Source organism: Deltaproteobacteria bacterium, assembly GCA_016219225.1.
Classification (GTDB): domain Bacteria; phylum Desulfobacterota; class RBG-13-43-22; order RBG-13-43-22; family RBG-13-43-22; genus RBG-13-43-22.
Map to the genome: position 1 here is coordinate 1 of JACRBX010000228.1, position 19,141 is coordinate 19,141.

At 53.9% G+C, this 19,141-nt stretch carries 21 protein-coding genes and 1 pseudogene; 6 read left to right on the forward strand and 16 right to left on the reverse strand.

Annotation, left to right across the window (positions count from 1 at the left end; genetic code table 11):
* The 16 genes and pseudogenes from HY879_19080 to HY879_19155 all read right to left on the reverse strand — a co-directional run.
* On the reverse strand, positions 1 to 1,011 hold a 1,011-nt coding region (locus tag HY879_19080), incomplete at its 3' end, for an FAD-binding oxidoreductase (protein MBI5605441.1).
* A 230-nt stretch (positions 1,012 to 1,241) separates the two neighbouring features.
* Positions 1,242 to 1,616: a (2Fe-2S)-binding protein gene (locus tag HY879_19085; GenBank protein ID MBI5605442.1), complete on the reverse strand. Its 375-nt coding sequence runs from the start codon at positions 1,614 to 1,616 to the stop codon at positions 1,242 to 1,244.
* A gap of 356 nt (positions 1,617 to 1,972) precedes the next feature.
* Positions 1,973 to 2,590, reverse strand: a complete 618-nt coding sequence (locus tag HY879_19090) for a hypothetical protein (protein MBI5605443.1) — start codon at positions 2,588 to 2,590, stop codon at positions 1,973 to 1,975.
* A gap of 127 nt (positions 2,591 to 2,717) precedes the next feature.
* Positions 2,718 to 3,515 (reverse strand): hypothetical protein, encoded by a 798-nt coding sequence (locus tag HY879_19095; GenBank protein MBI5605444.1) that lies wholly within the window; start codon positions 3,513 to 3,515, stop codon positions 2,718 to 2,720.
* Positions 3,516 to 3,533: 18 nt separating this feature from the next.
* Positions 3,534 to 4,385, reverse strand: coding sequence for an ethanolamine utilization protein EutJ (gene eutJ, locus HY879_19100; protein ID MBI5605445.1), 852 nt, complete (start codon positions 4,383 to 4,385; stop codon positions 3,534 to 3,536).
* Positions 4,382 to 4,933 carry a BMC domain-containing protein gene (locus HY879_19105; protein MBI5605446.1) on the reverse strand — a complete coding sequence of 184 codons (552 nt, stop codon included), beginning with the start codon at positions 4,931 to 4,933 and terminating at the stop codon, positions 4,382 to 4,384. Before HY879_19105 ends, eutJ begins: the two co-directional genes overlap by 4 nt.
* A gap of 78 nt (positions 4,934 to 5,011) precedes the next feature.
* Positions 5,012 to 6,358, reverse strand: coding sequence for an SLBB domain-containing protein (locus tag HY879_19110; GenBank protein ID MBI5605447.1), 1,347 nt, complete (start codon positions 6,356 to 6,358; stop codon positions 5,012 to 5,014).
* Positions 6,355 to 6,651 carry a EutN/CcmL family microcompartment protein gene (locus tag HY879_19115; protein MBI5605448.1) on the reverse strand — a complete coding sequence of 99 codons (297 nt, stop codon included), beginning with the start codon at positions 6,649 to 6,651 and terminating at the stop codon, positions 6,355 to 6,357. The genes HY879_19110 and HY879_19115 overlap by 4 nt, the downstream gene beginning before the upstream one ends.
* Positions 6,652 to 6,830: 179 nt before the next feature.
* The gene (locus HY879_19120; protein ID MBI5605449.1) at positions 6,831 to 7,136 is read right to left on the reverse strand and encodes a BMC domain-containing protein; all 306 of its coding nucleotides are present in this window, start codon (positions 7,134 to 7,136) and stop codon (positions 6,831 to 6,833) included.
* A gap of 22 nt (positions 7,137 to 7,158) precedes the next feature.
* Entirely contained in the window at positions 7,159 to 7,440 is a 282-nt protein-coding gene (locus HY879_19125; GenBank protein ID MBI5605450.1) for a BMC domain-containing protein, read from the reverse strand.
* A 23-nt stretch (positions 7,441 to 7,463) separates the two neighbouring features.
* Positions 7,464 to 9,061, reverse strand: a pseudogene (locus tag HY879_19130) (FAD-dependent oxidoreductase).
* A complete protein-coding gene (locus HY879_19135; GenBank protein MBI5605451.1) occupies positions 9,058 to 9,381 on the reverse strand; it encodes a (2Fe-2S)-binding protein in 324 nt (107 codons plus the stop codon). Before HY879_19135 ends, HY879_19130 begins: the two are co-directional and overlap by 4 nt.
* Before the next feature lie 167 nt (positions 9,382 to 9,548).
* Entirely contained in the window at positions 9,549 to 10,871 is a 1,323-nt protein-coding gene (locus tag HY879_19140; GenBank protein MBI5605452.1) for an FMN-binding glutamate synthase family protein, read from the reverse strand.
* A gap of 2 nt (positions 10,872 to 10,873) precedes the next feature.
* On the reverse strand, positions 10,874 to 11,572 hold the full coding sequence (locus tag HY879_19145) for a glutamate synthase (GenBank protein MBI5605453.1): 699 nt from the start codon (positions 11,570 to 11,572) through the stop codon (positions 10,874 to 10,876).
* Positions 11,560 to 12,459, reverse strand: a complete 900-nt coding sequence (locus tag HY879_19150; GenBank protein ID MBI5605454.1) for a glutamine amidotransferase — start codon at positions 12,457 to 12,459, stop codon at positions 11,560 to 11,562. The genes HY879_19145 and HY879_19150 overlap by 13 nt, the downstream gene beginning before the upstream one ends.
* Before the next feature lie 65 nt (positions 12,460 to 12,524).
* Entirely contained in the window at positions 12,525 to 13,865 is a 1,341-nt protein-coding gene (locus tag HY879_19155) for a glutamine synthetase (GenBank protein MBI5605455.1), read from the reverse strand.
* Positions 13,866 to 14,175: 310 nt separating this feature from the next.
* Between HY879_19155 and HY879_19160 the strand changes: the two genes are divergently transcribed.
* From HY879_19160 to HY879_19185, 6 genes are all read left to right on the forward strand, one after another.
* Complete coding sequence (locus tag HY879_19160) at positions 14,176 to 14,886, forward strand: type 1 glutamine amidotransferase (protein ID MBI5605456.1); 711 nt, start codon at positions 14,176 to 14,178, stop codon at positions 14,884 to 14,886.
* Between the two features lie 184 nt (positions 14,887 to 15,070).
* On the forward strand, positions 15,071 to 15,463 hold the full coding sequence (locus HY879_19165) for a universal stress protein (GenBank protein MBI5605457.1): 393 nt from the start codon (positions 15,071 to 15,073) through the stop codon (positions 15,461 to 15,463).
* Positions 15,464 to 15,614: 151 nt separating this feature from the next.
* Entirely contained in the window at positions 15,615 to 15,815 is a 201-nt protein-coding gene (locus tag HY879_19170) for a hypothetical protein (GenBank protein MBI5605458.1), read from the forward strand.
* A gap of 69 nt (positions 15,816 to 15,884) precedes the next feature.
* Positions 15,885 to 16,373: a universal stress protein gene (locus HY879_19175; GenBank protein ID MBI5605459.1), complete on the forward strand. Its 489-nt coding sequence runs from the start codon at positions 15,885 to 15,887 to the stop codon at positions 16,371 to 16,373.
* Positions 16,374 to 16,870: 497 nt separating this feature from the next.
* Positions 16,871 to 17,287, forward strand: coding sequence for a RidA family protein (locus HY879_19180; GenBank protein MBI5605460.1), 417 nt, complete (start codon positions 16,871 to 16,873; stop codon positions 17,285 to 17,287).
* A 106-nt stretch (positions 17,288 to 17,393) separates the two neighbouring features.
* Positions 17,394 to 19,106 (forward strand): amidohydrolase, encoded by a 1,713-nt coding sequence (locus tag HY879_19185; protein MBI5605461.1) that lies wholly within the window; start codon positions 17,394 to 17,396, stop codon positions 19,104 to 19,106.
* The last annotated feature ends 35 nt before the right edge of the window (positions 19,107 to 19,141 follow it).

A 19,141-nucleotide genomic window follows, 5' to 3' on the forward strand; every position in this document is an offset into this window, starting at 1 on the left:
AAATCCATGACCACTGAAACCGGTACAGAAGACAAAGCCCGGCACCTCGCTGGTCATCCCTAAGACAGGAATCCCATCCGACATCTGGTCAATCAGTCCGGACCACATACGAATGACCTGCAAATTCTTGAGGACCGGAAAATAGTCCAGGACCATCCGGGAAATGGCCGGCCCGATAAAGTTAAAAAGGGGTTTTCCTTCCCGATAGATGAAGTTCTCCGTCCCCACAAATCCCCCCCAAAAGAAAGAGCCGTGAAGGGTCTGTCGTCCGTAAAAAAGACCCCGGGCATGACCGAGCATCTGTTTAAAAAGAGGGGGATAGGGTTCGGTAATCAGGGCCTCGGTGAAGACCGGTTTCATAGGATAATCCAAACCCACCAGATTGGCGATCTTCCGTCCGCCGATCCCGGCGGCGTTGACGACCAGATCGGTATCGAAGACTTGCCTATTGGTAACCACCTGGGTAACCCTGTTTTTTTTAAGCTTGATATCAACCGCTTTCTCCTGGGTAAAAAACCGGGCCCCGAGACGTTTGGCCTTTAGAAAAAAACCGTAGGTGACCAAAAAAGGATTGGCGTGGCCGTCGGTAGGGCAATAAGTGGCCCCGACTACCCTTTCCCCTACGAAAGGGTTAAGATCAAGGACCTGCTGACGGTCGATCATCTCCAGTTCCAGCCCGGCCGTCTTCTGATTCTCCACCGATTTCCGCATGGTCACCAGGTCCTCTTCGCTGGTGCAGAGGCGGAGGTTTCCCCCCCGCACATATTCCACATCCATTTCCAGTTCTTCGTGAAGATGACCGAATAAACGGATGCTCTCCATGGCCAGGGGCATTTCTTTAAGGTTCCTGGCCGACTGCCGGACCCCACCGCCATTACTGCCCGAGGCCTCGCCGCCGATATCCGACTTTTCAATCACCACGGGTTTAAGGCCTTCTTTGGCCAGGTTATAGGCCAGCGCACATCCCATAACCCCTCCGCCTATAATTACCACATCGGCTGTATTTGGCATCTTATCTCCTGAATTATTAGTGGAAACAGCCGAGGGCGGCTGTGCCACATAAAACAAATCCTATTTTCGAATCAAGCCCTCATGGACGCTTTCGACAGGCACCACGAAGGATGAAAAACCGAATATCGAATATCGAATATCGAATATCGAATACTGAATGTCGAAGGAAGGAAAAAACTACGAAATTCAATGTTCGATATTCTTTTTTCGATCCAAATCCCAGGACTTCCTTATCCCGTAGCCAAAACCGACAGGGGCAGGGGTCTCACCGGGGCCCGGGCCGTCATCGGCTCCAGGGCAGCGGGTGTCTGGCCCAACTCACGAGCCAGGATTTGGGTCACCAATCGCTCACAAGTCTGACCCTGACATAATCCCATGCCGGCCCGGGTAATTCGTTTAATCCCGCTTACGGTCTTAAGTCCATTTCGAATGGCTTCTTTGATCTCTCCTTTAGTGATCTCTTCGCAACGGCAGATGACCAGATCGTCGTCGTCAGCCGTTGCAGAGACTTTTCCCTCCTGCCTGGGAAGACCCTCCAGCCCTTTGAGTTTTTTAAAACGCTCAATGACCAGATTGACAATCCGATCAACTTCTTCTTCGGCCATGGCCGTGTCTGTGGAAGGTTCAACGGTTGGATCAGGTGATGAGGTCCGGGCCTCCCTCTCTTTTTCCGGCCTTTGAGAGGTTGCCTCCTGTTTGCCGGGTCCGTCCGATGATTGATCCTTATCAGAAGGGGCCTCGGATAGGGGCTTATAAATAATCTCGATGTGATGTTCCCGGATTAAATCCAGGGCCGCGGCCGAAAGACGAACTTCTTCTCCAACCTCTATCGTCTTTTTACCTTGTCGGACGATCTCTTCTATGTCCTGGTAGAATATGAAATCAGGTGCCATGGTTTTCTCCTGCGAATAACTTCCTATCGTAATCACTGGATCGTTGGGCCTTCATGGACCGATAATCCTCATTCTTTGCGGCCTTTAAGGCCGGAGAGGGTCTCCACCACCTTACTGGCCGCGGCCAGAACTTCCGATTCCGTCCCGGCTAAGTAGAGCCGTCCGGCGGCACCAAAAAAGGAAATATCGACCAGGCGCACATTACAGTGTTTTTCCGCTTCATTGGCAGCGATCGAAGAATAGGCCGCCGGGGTCACTTCCAGCAGATAAACATCATCGTTCCCTAATATGAGCATACCCCGGCTGTTCCGGTTGATAATGACCGCCTGGTAGGGATCGATTTTGTTGACAATACTGGTGGCCAGGATTTTAGGAGACAGCCGGTCTTCTTCCTTGAGCCCGATTTCATCCAAGATCATCCGCCCGGCATGGAGGACTTCTTCCTGATCAAAGGAGTGAATTTCCAGCATGCCGTATCTTCTTTCCACAATCATTTCTCCTGGCCGGGCGTTGGTCACTTTGAGAGCAATGTCGGTCAGACGGTTAATTTCGATGCCCGGCACTACTTCCACAAAAAGGGAGGCCATTCCCTCCACCGGAAGAAATCCCCGGCATCGGCAGGCAAACAGGGAGGCAAATTGAGGCTGCAGGCGGTCAAGATGGCAATAGGCACGTAGCTCAGGCATGGACGAATCTCCTTATAACGATAGATTCTGATGTTACGGATTGCGGGTTGAGAAAGTATAAATTTTTTTAGACCACTCTTAACGCGCAACGCGCAACAGAAAAATTTCAAACATTTTTGAATAGGACTCATGTCTCATCAACAACGATCCCGAGTTCTTTGATTAAATCCCGGGCCAAGGGGGTGATGAGACCCCCAGGGACCAGTCTGATGACCTTCTTCTGCCCCTCAGCAGCCAAACGGACCTCCTTGGCTGTGATCAACTCCAGCCCAGGAGCATTTTTTTCTTCTGAAACCTCGGAAGGACTTGTCGATCCGGGTAAAGGGTTTCCCGTTGTCAAGCGTACAAAGGTCTCCGCCAACTGATGGGTCGGGCAAAAGGTCATCCCAAAACGTTCCAACTTTTTTAATTGGTTCTCGATTTCCTCTTTTATCGCTTGATTGACCAGCAGGTCGCAGACCATAAAACCGTCCCGGCAGGCCAGCACTTTTTTGCCCTGGATCAAGGCCGAAAAAACCAGCCGGGATTCCGGGTCATCACAGCTCAGATGGGCCACCTTGGAAGCCACCGTCAGGCATAAGGTGGGCAGTACCAGCCAATCGGCCCGGGCCAACACCTTTTCCAGACCTTCCGGTTTAACCGTGTCCAGGATACACGGGGTCCCGGCGCGATTGCGCACATCAGACCCGCAGACCCAAGAACGGGCCGAGGGAGCGGTATAGACCCCGGACCAGCCGGCCGCGGCTTCCAGGGCAGGCAACTGTTTCAAGGCATCTTCCAAACGACGAACACCGGCCTGAAATATGATCAAGACCCGGGGACCGTGGGGCGTTTGAGAAGGTGACCTGGCCTTGCCCCCTCTGTTCAATTCAGAGAGGACTTCCAAGACCAGCTTCCGGATTTCTTCCTTAGTGATCGTGACCATAATGGTTTCGCCTCTCCCTCAAGAGGCCTTGGAATAGGATGTAAAGATAATTTTTTCTTCCAGACAGGAAAGGGCGATACCATAGGGAGTTATCCCCTGAGGGGCCTCGGGCCGAAAAACTTCCAGGCCGAGATTCTCGGCTACCAGTTCGGTCAACCCCTCCAATTGGCAGGTCCCTCCCACCAGACAGATCTTTTTAATATTCCCGAATCCGTTCAGGGCTGAGCGGATAATAGTGGAGATCTTGTCAATCACCGGACGGACGATGGGCAGGCATTCCTGTTGCCGGGCCTGGTCGGTTTTAATCCTTTCGGCCTGTTCAAAGCTGATCTTCAAATGTCCGGCCAGGACCAGGGAAAGGTGGACCCCGCCGGTAGCCTCATCGCAGGTCCGGATGATCCTGCCGTCCTGGATCAGGGCCACCCCGGTAGTGCCACCACCCACATCGACAATCGCCCCGTCTTCCAGATTGAGAACCCGGTTGGCGGCTGTAGGTTCATCAAGGACATTGAGCACCTCCAGACCCGCCCCCTGGAGGATATAGGTGGTGGTATGGATGTTTCCGGATTCCGTTTGAGGGGGATAGGAGGTAGCCCCTTTTTCAATGGGCAGGGGGCTGCGGGTTCGGATCTCGGCCATTAATTCCTTCAACAGGGCGAGTGTGCCCGGATAGTCAATGATCAGTCCGCTGCCAATTCCTTCGGATTGCCGCATAAGGGCTGCCCTCGGGAAGCCTTGCTCATCCACCACGATGACCTTGCTCTTACAGGTCCCCAGGTCCACACCAGCCCATAATTCCCCCGCCCCTGAAAAATCCCAGTGTTCCGGGCGATTCATGATTCGATTGAGGGTGTCGAGGGGCTTCATCATATCAAATTGGGATAGAGTTCCCGGCTCAAGGAAGGGATGACCACATGGCTCAGGATCAAGCCTTCCTCTTCCAGGGCCTCCAACCCGGCGCTGACGGCGGCCTGGACCGAGCCCACATCCCCGGTCAGGGTCACATAGGATTTTCCGGCCAGACCGGTGGCACAGCGAATCTCGATGATTTCCACCTCGGCTGCTTTGACCGCCGCATCGGCCGCCATGATACAGGAGGCCGACGAAAAGGTTTCTATAATCCCCAGGGCGCCTATTCGGGGAATCGGGGTCGCACAACTGAGGGCCGGAAAAATGCTCGGGTGCACATTGGGAATAACAAAAGAATCCACCAGGAATTCACCGGCCGTTTCTTTGCCCACCGCTACTGAGTTCTGGACCGAACCCACATCCCCGGCGATCATGGCCAGATAGCGGCCGGGGCAGACCGGACGGGCCATGATGAGTTCCACGCTGGCCGCCTTGATCATTTCATCGGCGGAGTGGATCCCTTTGGCCACGCTGTTGAGTTCAATCAGTCCTATGGCTTTGAAATCCATGGTCTATCCTTTAATGAGAAAATACCGTTCGTCGTTGAGCGTTCGGCGTAATAATTTTCATCGAATTTTTCATGCTTTTCAGCGCCCTCCGGGGCTCACCTGTTTGATAACGACCTCTTCCCCGACCGAAACGACCACCCCACTCAGACTGGCATGGATCCTGGCTCCCAGGGCCTTTTCCGGGATCTCGCCTATCAGGTCCCCTTTTTTAACCCGGTCGCCGGGTTTGACCACCGGCACGGCCGGGGCCCCCAGGTGTTGTTTCAGGGGAATCCTGACCTGGTCTATCCGGATTTCCAAGGGGAATAAATTTGGATGCACATCATAGCGCCCGATCTGCAGCCGTTCCATCAGCCGTTTGGTAGGGATCTTCCGTCCTTCCCTAAAGGCCGAGGGATGGTAGGCCTCCCGTTTCGGAGAACGCTTTATGCCCTGGGCCAGCAAACTTCTTTTGATCTGGGCATTCACTTCCCTGGGAGAGATCATCATAGGGCAGGCATATTTCTCGCACACCCCGCACTCTGAGCAGATCAGGGTATCCTTCTGGACCTCCAGTGCCGCTGGAGCAGCGCCTAATTGTCGCATAATTTTGTGAGGGGCCAATGTGTGTCCTAACAGGCTCCGGGGGCATAGATCCGTACAGCGGGAACATTGACAGCAGACCAGGCGGGTGATGTTCCGAAGCCGGTCCGGGTCCTTGATTTTATCGGCCACCACCGGGTGATCCGGGGCCAGGACCAAAACCCCGCTGGTCGTCTTGGTTACCGGCGCAGTCAGGTCCGAGACCACCTGGCCCATCATGGGTCCGCCCAGGACGACTTTATAATCCGTGATCAAGGCTCCCCCGGCCAGGTCGATAACCTCCCCTACGGAAAGGCCGATGGGCACTTTCAGGATGCACGGCCGGGCCACTTCTCCCCCAACGGTCAGGTACCGGTCTACCACAGGTTTTTTTTCATCCACGGCCCGGGCAATATTCAAAAGGGACTCTACGTTACTGACTACGGCCCCGACCTGAAGTGGAAGCCCCCCCTCGGGGACCACCCTTTTCATGACCTCATAGACCAGGACCTGCTCATCCCCGGCCGGATAAAAGTCGCCCAATTCAAAAACATCGATCCCCTGGAAAGGCCCTTTGCCGGCCTTCTCCCGGGCCGCGGCCATGGCCTCCCGGTGCTTCCCCTTTAAACAGAGGGTCCCCTGAACGGCCCCGGTGCACTCCATGACCAGGCGGAGACCCCGAAGGAGGCGATCGGCTTCATGCTCAACCAGATAGGGATCACTCATCAGCAGCGGCTCACAGGAGGCCCCGTTGCCCAGGACCCGTTCCACCCGGGCCTGTAATTTGACGTGGGTAGGAAAACCGGCCCCTCCGGCACCAACTACCCCGGCTTCCTTTACCCGGTCGATAATCCCCTGGCTCATGATTGACCTGATTTTTTCTGATCCTTGGGCATCTCCAGGCTGTCCACAATCCCCACCACTGCGGCATCCACGGGGATCAATTCCTCTTTGTTAAAGGCCTGCATGGCCGGGCTGCCCTGGGTGACAAGGACCAGTTCTCCAATACCCGCCCCGATTTCATCTGCCGCCACCAGGATATCGCCGGCCGGCATCAGTCCCTTGCCCAAAGGTTGTACAAAGAGGAGCCTCAGGGCGTGGATCTTGTCATTTTTTTTGGTGGACCAAACGTTTCCCACTACTCGCGCGATTTTCATAAAACCCTTCCCGATAACCGGATATTCTGATCCAGGCCGAATCCTTTTTGAATTAGGACGCAGATTTTCGCCGATACTCGCAGATAATTATTCTATTTTATCCTGTCAATCTGCGTTCATCGGCGTCCAAAATGGAAATTCCTATACTTTTTAATTACGGAAACAGGCCCCGAAAGGGATTATCCCAATCCGTCCTGGGCTTGAATGGCCTCCAGACTGGCCTTAACGGCGGCAATCTCCCCGAATATCCCGATCATGGTCAGGTGCTGGGGACAGCTTCCTTTGAGGTCGACCACGTGGACCTCAGCGGCCTTTTCGGCAATGTCGGCCGCGGCGATCATATCCACCAGCCTCCCCTGGACCAATCCCACGGCACTGAAGCTGAGGATGTCCAGCGTCTTCTTGCCGGCCGAACCCATGCGGGTCATGAGGATGTCAATTACCCCCGGACCGGGGTGGGTAATAAACTGGATATTCAACGCCATGGTTAACCTTTATTTCCCGGCGTTATTTCTCGGCCTTGGGAATAATGAACTCGATATCGCCGTGGGGTCTGGGAATGACATGCACAGACAGGAGTTCTCCGACCCTTTTGGCCGCGGCCCCGCCGGCATCGGTGGCCGCTTTGACCGCTCCCACGTCCCCCCGGACAAATATGGTCACCAAACCGCCGCCCACATGTTCTTTACCGACCATCTTGACGTTGGCCGCTTTGACCATCGCGTCGGCCGCCTCGATGGCTCCGACCAATCCTTTAGTTTCAACCATACCTAATGCTTGTTCAGCCATGTTTTCTTACCTCCTGCTTTTATTTATCTTTTAAATTTAAAGGCCCTGGCCTTCATGGACCAGGCTTTCGGCACTTCAATGGTCACCACGGCGGTCTGATCCATTTTCTCGCTTTTCCGGACCGCCGCTACCTGTGCATCCCCTAATACGGTCCCGGACCGATCCAGGGCCAAAACCGTTTCTCCCTTTTCCGGTAAGGGTAGAAATTCATAGGGCAGGCTTACCGCGGCGCGATCCTCCGGGAGGCTCTCGTCCACCACAAAGATGGCCTGACCCGGGCAGATGGGGATACAGGATTGACAGCCGATACATTTTTCCCCCTCCAGCCGGGGCAGGTTGGTTATATCCTGCCCGACCGAAATGGCCTCCACCCGGCAACTGGCCTCGCAGGGATTGCAAGGGATATGCTCGGTACATTCGATGACCGCCACCGGTCCTTTCCGACGTCTTTCCTCGGAAGGGACCCCGGGACCGGCCCCTAATTCTTCTTCTGAAAGAAAGCCTGTTTGGGATAATCCGTGAGCCATAGCCTTCATCCTTGCATAAGGGCATATACTGTGTTTTTATTTTCTTTGCGGGTCTCCCCGTACGGGCCGCTACGTAACCCGGCCATACTCTCTAACTGCTGGCTCCGCTGAGATTCAAAGGCCGAAGTGTCAAGGTATCCCAGACTATGGGCAATGGCCAGACCGGCAATCCGGCCCTCAATAATGGCCGTGCTGGCTTCCTCGATGCCGGAAACATCACCGGCCACATAAATCCCCGGAATAGAGGTTTCCTGGTTCAAATTATGAGCCGGTACATTTCCCCCCAGGGCCGGAAGGTTGGCCATTTTACATTTGGCCATGCGCAGGAGCTGGGTCATGGGATTGAGGCCCACGGCAATGCAGATGGTGTCCACCTCCAGGTGTTTTTCGGTTCCGGCCATCGGTTTCCATGATGGATCCACTTCGACGATAACGGCCCCTTCTACCTGGTTTTTCCCCTGGGCCTCTTTGATGGTATGGGACATAAAGAAGGGGACGCCAAATCTGGCCACCTTGGCCGCATGGACCCCGTAACCCCCGATCTCGGGTGCGGCGTCGATAACCGCCACTACCTGGCATCCGGCCTGAAGGAGCTGAAAGCTGACCACCACCCCCACGTTGCCGGAGCCCACCATGAGAATTTTATTCCCCGGTCGCACCCCGTGGATATTGGCCATGGTCTGGGCCGCACCGGCCCCGATTACACCGGGAAGGGTCCAGCCCGGGAAGGGGATCATGTTCTCCGAGGCGCCGGTGGCCACCAGAATCCGTTCGGCCTTGACCTCTTCGATCTTATCCTTACACCAGACATTCATGGTCTTATTCTCATAGATCCCCAGGACGGTGGCTTTGAGGGCCACTTCCACCCCGAGCCGGCGGGCTTCGTCCAAAAGGCCCTGGCCGATATGGAAACCCCGCTCCTGGGCGTGATGTTCCCGGGAACCGAAAAATTTATGGATCTGTTTAAAGAGCTGGCCCCCCGGACGCTCGTTTTCATCAAAAACCACCACGTCCACGCCGCAGCGGGCCGCTTCAATAGCGGCCGAAAGACCGGCCGGGCCGGCCCCGACACAGATCATTTCATAGCGTCTCATAGTTTCACCGGTAAAAGGTCCGGCCCTTTGCCAACCTGGATTCGAACCGCCATGCCGGCCTTTAGGGGAACGACACAGGTCCGCACATTGGGCACGCCGTCCACGACCATGATACAATCGGTGCACCGTCCGATGGCGCAAAACATCCCCCGGGGTTCATTTCTTTTGGGGGTATAGCGATGGATCAAGATCCCGTTGCTCCGGAGGGCCATGGCGATGGGTTCTCCTTCGAAACCCTCCATAATTTTTTCTTCAAAATGAAACTGGACCTTTTGACCTTTTTCAAATTTTCCTAAAATGGGATGTTCCTGAATACGCATGACACTTTCCAATTTCGGATTTCAGATTTCGGATTTCGGATTTCAGATTTAGGAATTTAAAAGCCTTCCTTCGACATTCATTATTCGATATTCGATATTCGACATTCGCTTTTTTTCTGGTTCAAAGCACCCTCCTGGACATGAAGGTTTAACACGAAATAGGGTGCTTAACAAAACCCAAACCTTTCGGTAAAGGTGAAGTTGGTTCCCACCAGGGGGATGCCGGTCATGGCACAGGCCTCCAGGGTGAGGGAGCGGATGTCTTCCCTCTCCAGGTTGGCCAATTTGGTCTTTCCCGTGGCCTTGGCCAAAAGAACGGTTTCGTAGGTCATGGCTTTTACATAGTTGGCCACCCGCAAGGCCGCCGCATCGATGTCGAGGTTTTTCCTCAATTCCGGGTCCTGAGTCCCGATGCCAAATGGACATTTCCCTTCATGGCACTTGAGGCAGACCACGCATCCCATGGCCACCATGGCCCCGGTACCAATGGCCACGGCATTGGCCCCTAAAGCCAGGGCCTTGGCCACGTCGGCCCCGTCCTTGATTCCCCCGGAGACGATCAGACTGACTTCGTCCTTGACCCCCATTTCCTCCAGGGCCCGGACGGCCTGTATCAAGGCCGGAAGGGTAGGGATCCCTAAATGTTTGGAGGCCATGACCGGGGCTGCTCCGGTGCCTCCCTCGGAGCCGTCGATGACGACGCCGTCGGCACCGGTTTTGACGGCTATTTTTACATCTTCGCGGACCCGTCCCGCGGCCATTTTGATAAAGATGGGGATCTGGTAATCGGTGACATCCCGGAGTTCCTGAATCTTCAGGACCATGTCATCGGCCCCGAAGATATCCCCGTGACGGGGATGGCTGTGCAGATCGATCCCCTCCGGCAGTTGCCGGAATTGGGCAATCTCCTTGGTGATCTTGCTGCCCATGAGGTGTCCTGACAGGCCGGGTTTGGCCCCGATACCGGTAATCAGTTCCAGGGCGTCGGCGGCTTCGATGTTGGCCAGGGAAAAACCCATCCGGCTGGGGGTGATCTGTACCACCTGTTTATAGGAATTCTGCCGCTCCTCGGGCAGCAACCCCCCTTCGCCGTTGTTAATGGAGTTCCCCACCAGCTGGGTGGATTTGGCCAGGGCAATCTTGGCCTCTTTACTCAAGGCCCCGTAAGACATACCGGAAATCATAATGGGGGTCTCAAGAACCAGGGGTTTTTTGGCGTATCGGGCGCCTAAGACCGTCCGGGTAACGCATTCTTCACGATAGGTGTCCACGGACAGACGGGAAAGCTGGGCCGCCAGGATCAGCAGGTCATCGAAGTTGGGATAGCGGGAGGTGGAGCCACAGCCCCGGATGCGGTGCTTTCCGGTAAAGGCCTTGTACTTGACCTCGGCCACGGTCTCGGCATTCCAGACCCCGCGCTGCACATCTTTGGGTTTAGGTGCCTTCCCCTGTTCCACGTACTGTTCCTGATATAATTTTTCATCTGACATGGCTACGACCCCGCTTGCTGGTGTGTGGGTTTAAACAGGAAATATTCATGGCGGCCCAGGACCTTGGGGACCACGCTCCGGAAATTTTCCACCCCCTGCTCCAGGCCGTATTTCTTGAAAAGGCTTTCCACGGCCCGTTTCTCGTCATCGGAAATGGGAATGAGGGAGGCATTTCCTCCCAATTTTTCTTCCGCGGCAGGGTCCAGGATGTGAATGACCCCGTTGTACATGGACTCCCCGATGACCGGTCCCATTTCCCCCAGGACTATGATCCGCCCTCCCAGGGTCATATAACCGGTCCAGCGCCCCACGTTTCCCAAAATAATCAGATTGCCCCCCTTCATCCCCAGGCCGGCCCGGCTGCCGCTGTTGCCTTTTACCAGGATGGTGCCCCCCAACATAGAGGGACCGCAGTTGCTGCCTGTATTCATCTCGATAATGATCTCGCCGGCCTTCATGTTGTCCCCGGTGTACCAGCCGGTATTTCCCTTTATCTTCAGGGTAGGGCCTTCCAAAAAACCCCCGGTATAAAAGCCCGTGCTCCCCTGAACGGCGATGGTGCCTTCCCCCTTCAGGGCCGTGGCGAAATTGTGGACCGAATGGGGATTTTCAATGATGATTTCCTGATCCTGTTGAATAACCTCTTTGAGCTTTCGATTTACATCCCGACTGCTCATGCCGGCGATATCTATACGGACCATACCTTCACACCTCCTGGTTCCATTTCCGTGGCATAGACATCAGAGACGATAGGGGTTAAGCAGATCTGCTCCGATCCAAAGAGGACAGTCCCATCTTCCCGTTCAAAAAAGAGGACCGGCTTGAATCCCAACCGGTCCCTGAAGGCCCCGATTTGGTTTCGGGTACTGGCCAGGATGGTAAAAACGCCGTCAAAGGCATCCAGGGCCTGGACCATGGCCCCCTCGAGGTCCTGGCCTTTTTCTTTCATTTGAAAGGCCAGATAATGAGCGGCCAATTCGGAATCATTATTGGTTTTAAAGCGCACCCCTTTATTTTCCAGACTCCTTCTCATGTTGAAGTAGTTGGTGAATTGTCCGTTGTGAACGATGGCTAATTCCGGAACCAGACAAGAAATAAAGGGGTGGGCGAAATTGATGTTTTCAACCGTTTCGGTGGCCAGGCGCACATGACCGATGCCATGGGTGCAGGGACCCACCCGGATATCGTGTGCGCGCTGTAAATCCTCGGCCGATCCCTGATCTTTATAGATCTTCAGGTGTTCTCCCAGCGAATGGACACACAGATTGGGGTGGGTATCGATATCCCAATGGAGTCGGGAAATCTGGGAGGAATCCATATCGATGGAGCCCTCATAAAAGTGAAAGACCCCCTCCCCATGATAACTGCGGGCCTTCCTGACCCGGCCGAAAAGGGCTAAAATTTCCTCCAGATCCTTTTCGTAACAGGGATCGGTCAGGGCAACCCTGACCTGGATATCCTTCCTGTTTTCGTACACGGCCAGGCCGGTAGCGTCTCGGCCCCGGTGGACCAGTTCTTTGAGCATATTGATCAGGTCCTGCCCCAGGGTGGGGGAATTTTTTCCGATGATTCCAGCGATCCCGCACATAATAGGTCTCCTTTTCCCTTGGGCAGGCCTATCTCGGCAAAAAAACGAGTTCGACCTCTCCGCTGTTAAAAATGAAAGGAATACTCATTGAACTCCCAGTCGGTTACGGCCTTGCGAAACCGTTCAAGCTCATGCTCTTTAACGGCCACAAAGGCCTGGATCAGTTCAGGCCCCAAGGCCGTACAGAGGGTCTTATCGGCCTTCAACTCGGCCAGGGCATCCCGGAGATAAAGGGGAACAGTGGGATAGGTGCCCGGTTCGGCCCCGTAGATATCCCCTTCAATGGGCTGGCCCGGATCTATTTTGTTTTCAATCCCGTCCAGGCCGGCGGCAAAGGCCGCGGCATAAACCAAATAGGGATTGGCCGAGGCGCAGGGGGCGCGGTTTTCGATCCGGGTCGCCGGCCCTCGTTCGCCGGGGACCCGGCAGTAGACTGTCCGATTATCCAGGCCCCAGACGATAAAATAGGGGGCGAAGGCGTTGGGCACGTACCGCTTATAGGAATTGATCGTGGGGGCCAACAGGGCCGACATCCCTTTGGCATGGGCCATCAACCCCCCCAGAAAATAGCGCATCAGGTCAGACATCCCCCAGGCTTTGCTCTCGGGATCGTGGAACAGGTTTTTCCGCGAAACCGGATCGCTTAACGAAAGATGGATATGAAAACCGTTTCCTCCGCTTTCGGTCTTGGGACGGGACATGAAGGTCAACAGCAGATCATTTTGAAAAGCAATTTCTTTGCAAACATATTTAAAGGTAAAGGTCTGATCGGCCACATCCATGGCCTGAGCGTACTTCCAGTTGATCTCGAACTGTCCGGGGAAAAACTCGTGGTTGGAGTAGATGATCTCCACCCCCAGGTCCAAAAAGGTATTTTGCAACTTTCTCAGGAGTCCGAGACGATCCACGCGGGGATTGGCCGTATAGACGTTGGAAAGGTTGGGGTTATACGGCCCGCCCACCCCGGCGGCGTCCAGATTGAAGACAAAAAATTCCAGCTCGGTGGCGGCCACCGGCCTTAAATTTTTTTCCTCGTATTTTTTTAAGATCCCCTGGAGTACGTTTCGGGGATCGACCGGGTGGGGCACTCCATCCCGCTGGGCACTGGCGATGAAACGGGCGGTCCCCTCCAGGTGGGGCAATACGGCAAAGGTGTGGGGATCGGGGATCAGGGTCATATCACGCCATTCGATTTCCGGCCCCATACCGGTCCCCATGGCCACATCGTTGGCCAGATCGATAGCATAGATGGCCTGGGCGAAGTTGATGCCCTCGTGGAGGACCTCTTCCAGCCGCCGGGCGGGAACCAGTTTACTGCGGCAGATTCCGAACAAATCCGGAAAATCAATTCGAAGGGTGTCGATGTGATGCACATTTATTTTCTCTTTAATTTCATCTAGCTCCACGATTCCCCCTTTCCTTGCCTTCGTCTATCGGTTGCCTTTTTGAAATTGAAATGTTCATAACATTTTTTTAATTGGATTTTATTTTTCTTTCATGGTAAATGTCAAGCTAAAAATGGTTTAATTTTGACTTGTTGAACTTTTTTCTAAATTCTTAATAATATTAATTTGTTAGCCGGAAGGGTGGTTTCTCGAAACCCTTCTTCGAAAAAAACTTGAATTTATTTCCTTATCCTTTGATAATAACTAAAAGGATTCGCATCCCATCGTTTTCCGGCCTAGTGAAGCCGGAGGCCAGGGTGAAAATAGGAATATGAAGATTCATTTAATTGAACACGATCCCGGACACTCTCCGACCAATATCGAACCCTGGGCCCGGGAAAGGGGGCATTCCCTTTCTAAAACCGAAATCTTTCGAGGGGAGCCTTTTCCAGCAGCGGATACTTATGATTGGCTCATGGTCATGGGCGGATCGCAGCATGCCTGGGAAGAACCCCTCTATCCCTGGTTGGTGTCTGAGAAGGAAGGGATAGCCCAAGCCCTGGCCCGGAAAAAGATCATCCTGGGCATTTGTTTCGGGGCTCAGCTTTTAGCCGAGGCCCTCGGAGGAAAAGTGTTCCCCAACCGGCAGAAGGAAATTGGCTGGTATCCGGTGGTTCAGACCCCGGAGGGCCGATCCTCCGTGTTTTTTCAGGATATCCCCGAGCGTTTCACTACCTTTCACTGGCACAGCGATCATTTTGATCTTCCGGCCGGCGCGGTGCGCTTGGCCTTCAACGACTGCTCGACCAACCAGGCCTTCATCCACCCGGAATATCCCCTGTTGGTGCTCCAATTCCATCCCGAGTACACCCGGGAAATGGTCAGGCATTACGCGGGAGAATTCGGGACCGACTGGCTTCCGGGGTCCTTTGTGGCGGGAAAGGATCAGACCCTGGCACAGACCGAAGTGCTCCCGGAGACATACTGGCTGATGGAAAAAATATTAAACAACATGGAAAGGGCCTTTGGATTGGACCCTTGAATGGCTATGGAAAATGCCGTGCGTCAGCGCACTCAAAATCTCCGGGGCTTATTCTTTCAAACCTTAAAAAATTCCGTTGACGGTCGGTCCGTCTTTGGGCACATTAAATCGCAATTTGACAAACCCGTTAAAACACTAAATAACGCAACTTTGAGACTGAACCTAAATTTGAAAGGGGTAACCGATGAAATTCTTGGTTGGATTTGATGGTTCAAACAGCGCCAAAGCTGCTCTTGCAATGGCACGCACTTACGCTAAAACATTCAATGCCGGCATCGTGGTAGTTGCTTCAGTGGAAGGAGATATTATAAACCGAGACGCTCAGTTGGAGAAAGCCAATGCAAACCTTACCTACGCAGCTCAGTTTCTGGCGGAAGAGAGTATCCCCACCGAGATAGAGATACTGGCCCGGGGATTTAAGCCTGGCGAGGACATCGTAAAATTTGCCGATGAAAACGAGTTTGACGCCGTTTTTATCGGTTTGAGGAGACGTTCCCGGGTTGATAAGCTGGTTTTCGGATCAAATGCGCGGTACATCATTGTATATGCGCCCTGCCCGGTTATCTCGGTGAAATAGTTTCCCGGGTAGGCACTTTAACTAAATCTACCAGCCGTCGTCGATTACAAGGAACAGGGGCTGGTCTTTTTCTCCTAAGCTGAGCATTGAGCCCCCCCGCGGGCCCAGAGCCGGCCAAAGATAACCCTTTTTGCGAAAGGAGGTTTTCAACGTGGAGAACAATCCTTATCTCCAGGAACTCCTCTGGGATGAAGAGGAAGTATCGAATCGTCTTCAAAGAATCATGTCCAAAGCCTTTAGGGAAACCCTGGAGATTTCCCAGAAGGAAAAGGTCCATATGCGGACAGCTGCCTATATCCTGGCCATAGGCCGGGTTGCCAAGGCCATGTCCTTGCGAGGGCTTTTCCCCTGAGAGTTTCTATGATCAGGGTAAGGAAATGCTTAGCGAGTGGTTTGCTATTTCGAAAGGAGCGGTGCTGGAATGAGTGAAATACAAAAAATAATGGTGGCGGTGGATTTTTCGGATTATTCCCACCGGACGATTCAATACGCTGGTCTGCTGGCCAAGGCCTGCCAGGCTGGCCTGATTCTGGTGAATGTCATTAATCAACGGGATATTGATATGCTCCACAACATTAAGACCAGAGGGATCAATATCTCGGTTCATGGTTATCTGGAAACCCAGTACGCTGAACGAGAGGCCCTGTTCCTTCAATTTTTCCAAGAGGCTGGCTGTGGAGATATGACCTGCACCCGAATTATTCGGGTAGGAGTTCCTTGGGTAGAACTTTTGGCGGCCGCCAAGGAGCAACAAGCGGACCTGATTATCATGGGAAGCAAGGGTCGGACCAATCTGGCCAATACCCTCTTTGGTTCCACGGCCGAAAAGGTTCTTCGCAGGTCGCCTATACCGGTTCTGTCCGTTCGCGGCCAGGAGCATACTAAAATTCTGGCTTCCAGGACTACCTGAACCTGTTTAGTATGAAAATAACGTTCAGGGATCGGGGGTCAGGGATCGGGGGTCGGCGAAAGACATTTTCATTCTTCGTAGTGCCCGACCCGGGCATGAGCGCTTAATACGAAAATAGATTCCAATTTCGGATTTCGGATTTCGGATTTCGGAATTTAAAAGAAACTCTCCTTCAACATTCATGATTCGATATTCGATATTCGATATTCGCTTTTTCATGTTTCGTGGTGCCCTCAGGGGCATGAGCGCTTAATACGAAAATAGTATCCGTCTTCCAAGGAGCCTATTTTCATGCTTCGTGGTGCCATGCCCCAAAAGGCGGGGCATGGCGGTTTAGTATGAAATAGTATAGACCCTGCTCGTTGGCTGGGGTGATGTGGGACCGGTAATGCTGGGGAGGGGCAGACCCATCCCCGGATGTTTATCCGGGTCAGGCGGTGTGTTTTTAATGATGATTTCAGGTATCGCTTCGGCGGGCAATATTAAGGGGGGGTTCAATGGAACTTTTCAGGAGAGTGAATTATTCCTCAGGCGCACCCATGGAGGAAAAGGCGGGCTACAGCCGGGCCGTCAAGGTCGGCAACTTTGTCTTTGTCGGCGGTACGACCACCACCAATCCGGACGGGGTAGTGGAAGCTGAAGGAGACGCCTACCTGCAAACCAAAATCATACTTCAGAAGATTGAAGCCGCTTTAAGCAAAGCAGGGGCTCATCTGGCCGAGGTCTACCGGGTCCGTATTTATGTGACGGACATTAAACAGGCGGCCGACATTATGCGGGCTTATTCGGAATTCTTTAAAGAGATCAAACCGGTGATCATAATGGCCGAAATCTCGGCCCTGGCCCGGCCGGCCCATCTGGTGGAAATTGAGGCCGAGGCGATTATCGGTTCCTATCTGGTCAGGAGTGAATAACAATTGAAAGACTCCGACATCGTTATGATGAATGCCAATTGGAGTGGGATTTCAGGGGAAAGTGTAAACAGACGTCAATCAATTTTTTAAGTAAAAGGAGGTTGCTATGGACAAAATGAACTCTGTCGACCTAATCCTTATCAATGGCAAGGTGTTGACGGTCAATCAGCATTTCGACATCGTTGAAGCGGTGGCCGTTAAAAACGGACGGATAACCGCCGTCGGCGGCAACGATATGGTCAAGGCGTTGGCCGGGCCTGGGACCAAGGTCATCGACCTGGCCGGAGCGACCATGCTGCCCGGCATCAACGATGCCCATCTTCACACCCCCTTCTTCGGGGCGACCCGGCCGCCGTTGGCCCTGGATCTGGCTTTCCCGGCCGCTCAATCCATTGGAGACATTGTCGAAGCCGTACGCCGGAAGGCGGCCGAAGTCAAACCGGGAGAATGGATCCGAGGCTTCGGCTGGAATCAGGGCGCTCTCAAAGAATGTCTGGAGGACCCATCCGTTTTCCCCCGACGATCCGATATCGACCCGGTTTCCACGGACAATCCGGTCATTCTCATTGATTTCTCCGGACACACCATCCTGGTCAATAAAAAGGCTCTGGAAATAGCCGGTCTCCATAAGGGTTCCGCCAACCCGGTTTCTGGAGAAATGGAGCGGGACTCCCAGGGAGAACTGACAGGGATTTTCAAAGAATTAGGAGCCCAGGCCCTGGTAACCTCCCATGTGCCGATCCTCACCCGGGAGGAAAAAAAGATCGCTTTATTGAACGCCATTTCCATCCTGAACTCCCACGGAGTAACCAGCTTTACCGATGCGGCCATCGGCCCCGGTGGTGAAGCTTACGGCTTTGGCGTCATGAGTGCCGAATTCATCGATATTTACCGGGAATTTTTAGCCGAAGGAAAACTGACGGCTCGGGTGAGCATCCTGCTCCTTTTGGGCGACTATGGCGCCCTGACCTACGAGGATCTTGAAAAAGGACTCCAAACCTTCAAAGTACCGACCGACCTGGACCGGGAATGGCTTCAATTTCCCGGCGTCAAAATCTTTGCTGATGGCATTCCACTGACCTATACCTCCTGGATGAATGACGACTACATCAGCGGGAATTACGGCCACGGGGTATCGGTCATTCCAGGAAAAACCGACCAGGATCAGCACGACAACCTGGTGGCCATGATCGACCTGGTTCACAGTCATGGCTTCCAGGTTGGCGTCCACGCCACCGGGGACCGGGCCATCGACGCCGCCGTAGACGGGTTTGTCCTGGCCATGAAGAACAGGCCGGGCGGTGATCCGCGTCATTACCTGATCCACGGAGATTTCATCAGCGCCGAGACCTGCCGGCGCCTGTCCGCCATTAATGGTGGGGTGGCCATGCAGCCGACGATCGAGGCCATGATCTCCGATTTCGAACCGTCCGTGGTCGGTGAACAGCGGGCCGCTTATGAGTGGCCCATGCGCACGGCCCTGGACTCTGGAGTCAATTTAACCAGTAGTTCGGACGCCCCCATCACCGTGCCGAACTGGATCCTGGGTGTAGAAAACGCCGTCCTGCGGGAAAGCTTGACCTCAGGAGCGGTCAGCGGTCCGGAGGAGGCGATCACCGTCAAAGAGGCCATCAGGACCTATACCATCAACGGAGCCTACCAGGATCATCTCGAAGCGGTCAAAGGATCGATCGAAGTGGGCAAGATGGCCGACTTCTGTATCATCGACCAGGATATCCTTTCCATCGATCCCCATTTGATCAGGACCACCAGGGTTCTTAAGACCATCGTTAACGGCCGGGTGGTTTACGAGGGCTGACCTATATCCTTGAAAACGATCACCGGTTAGGAAGT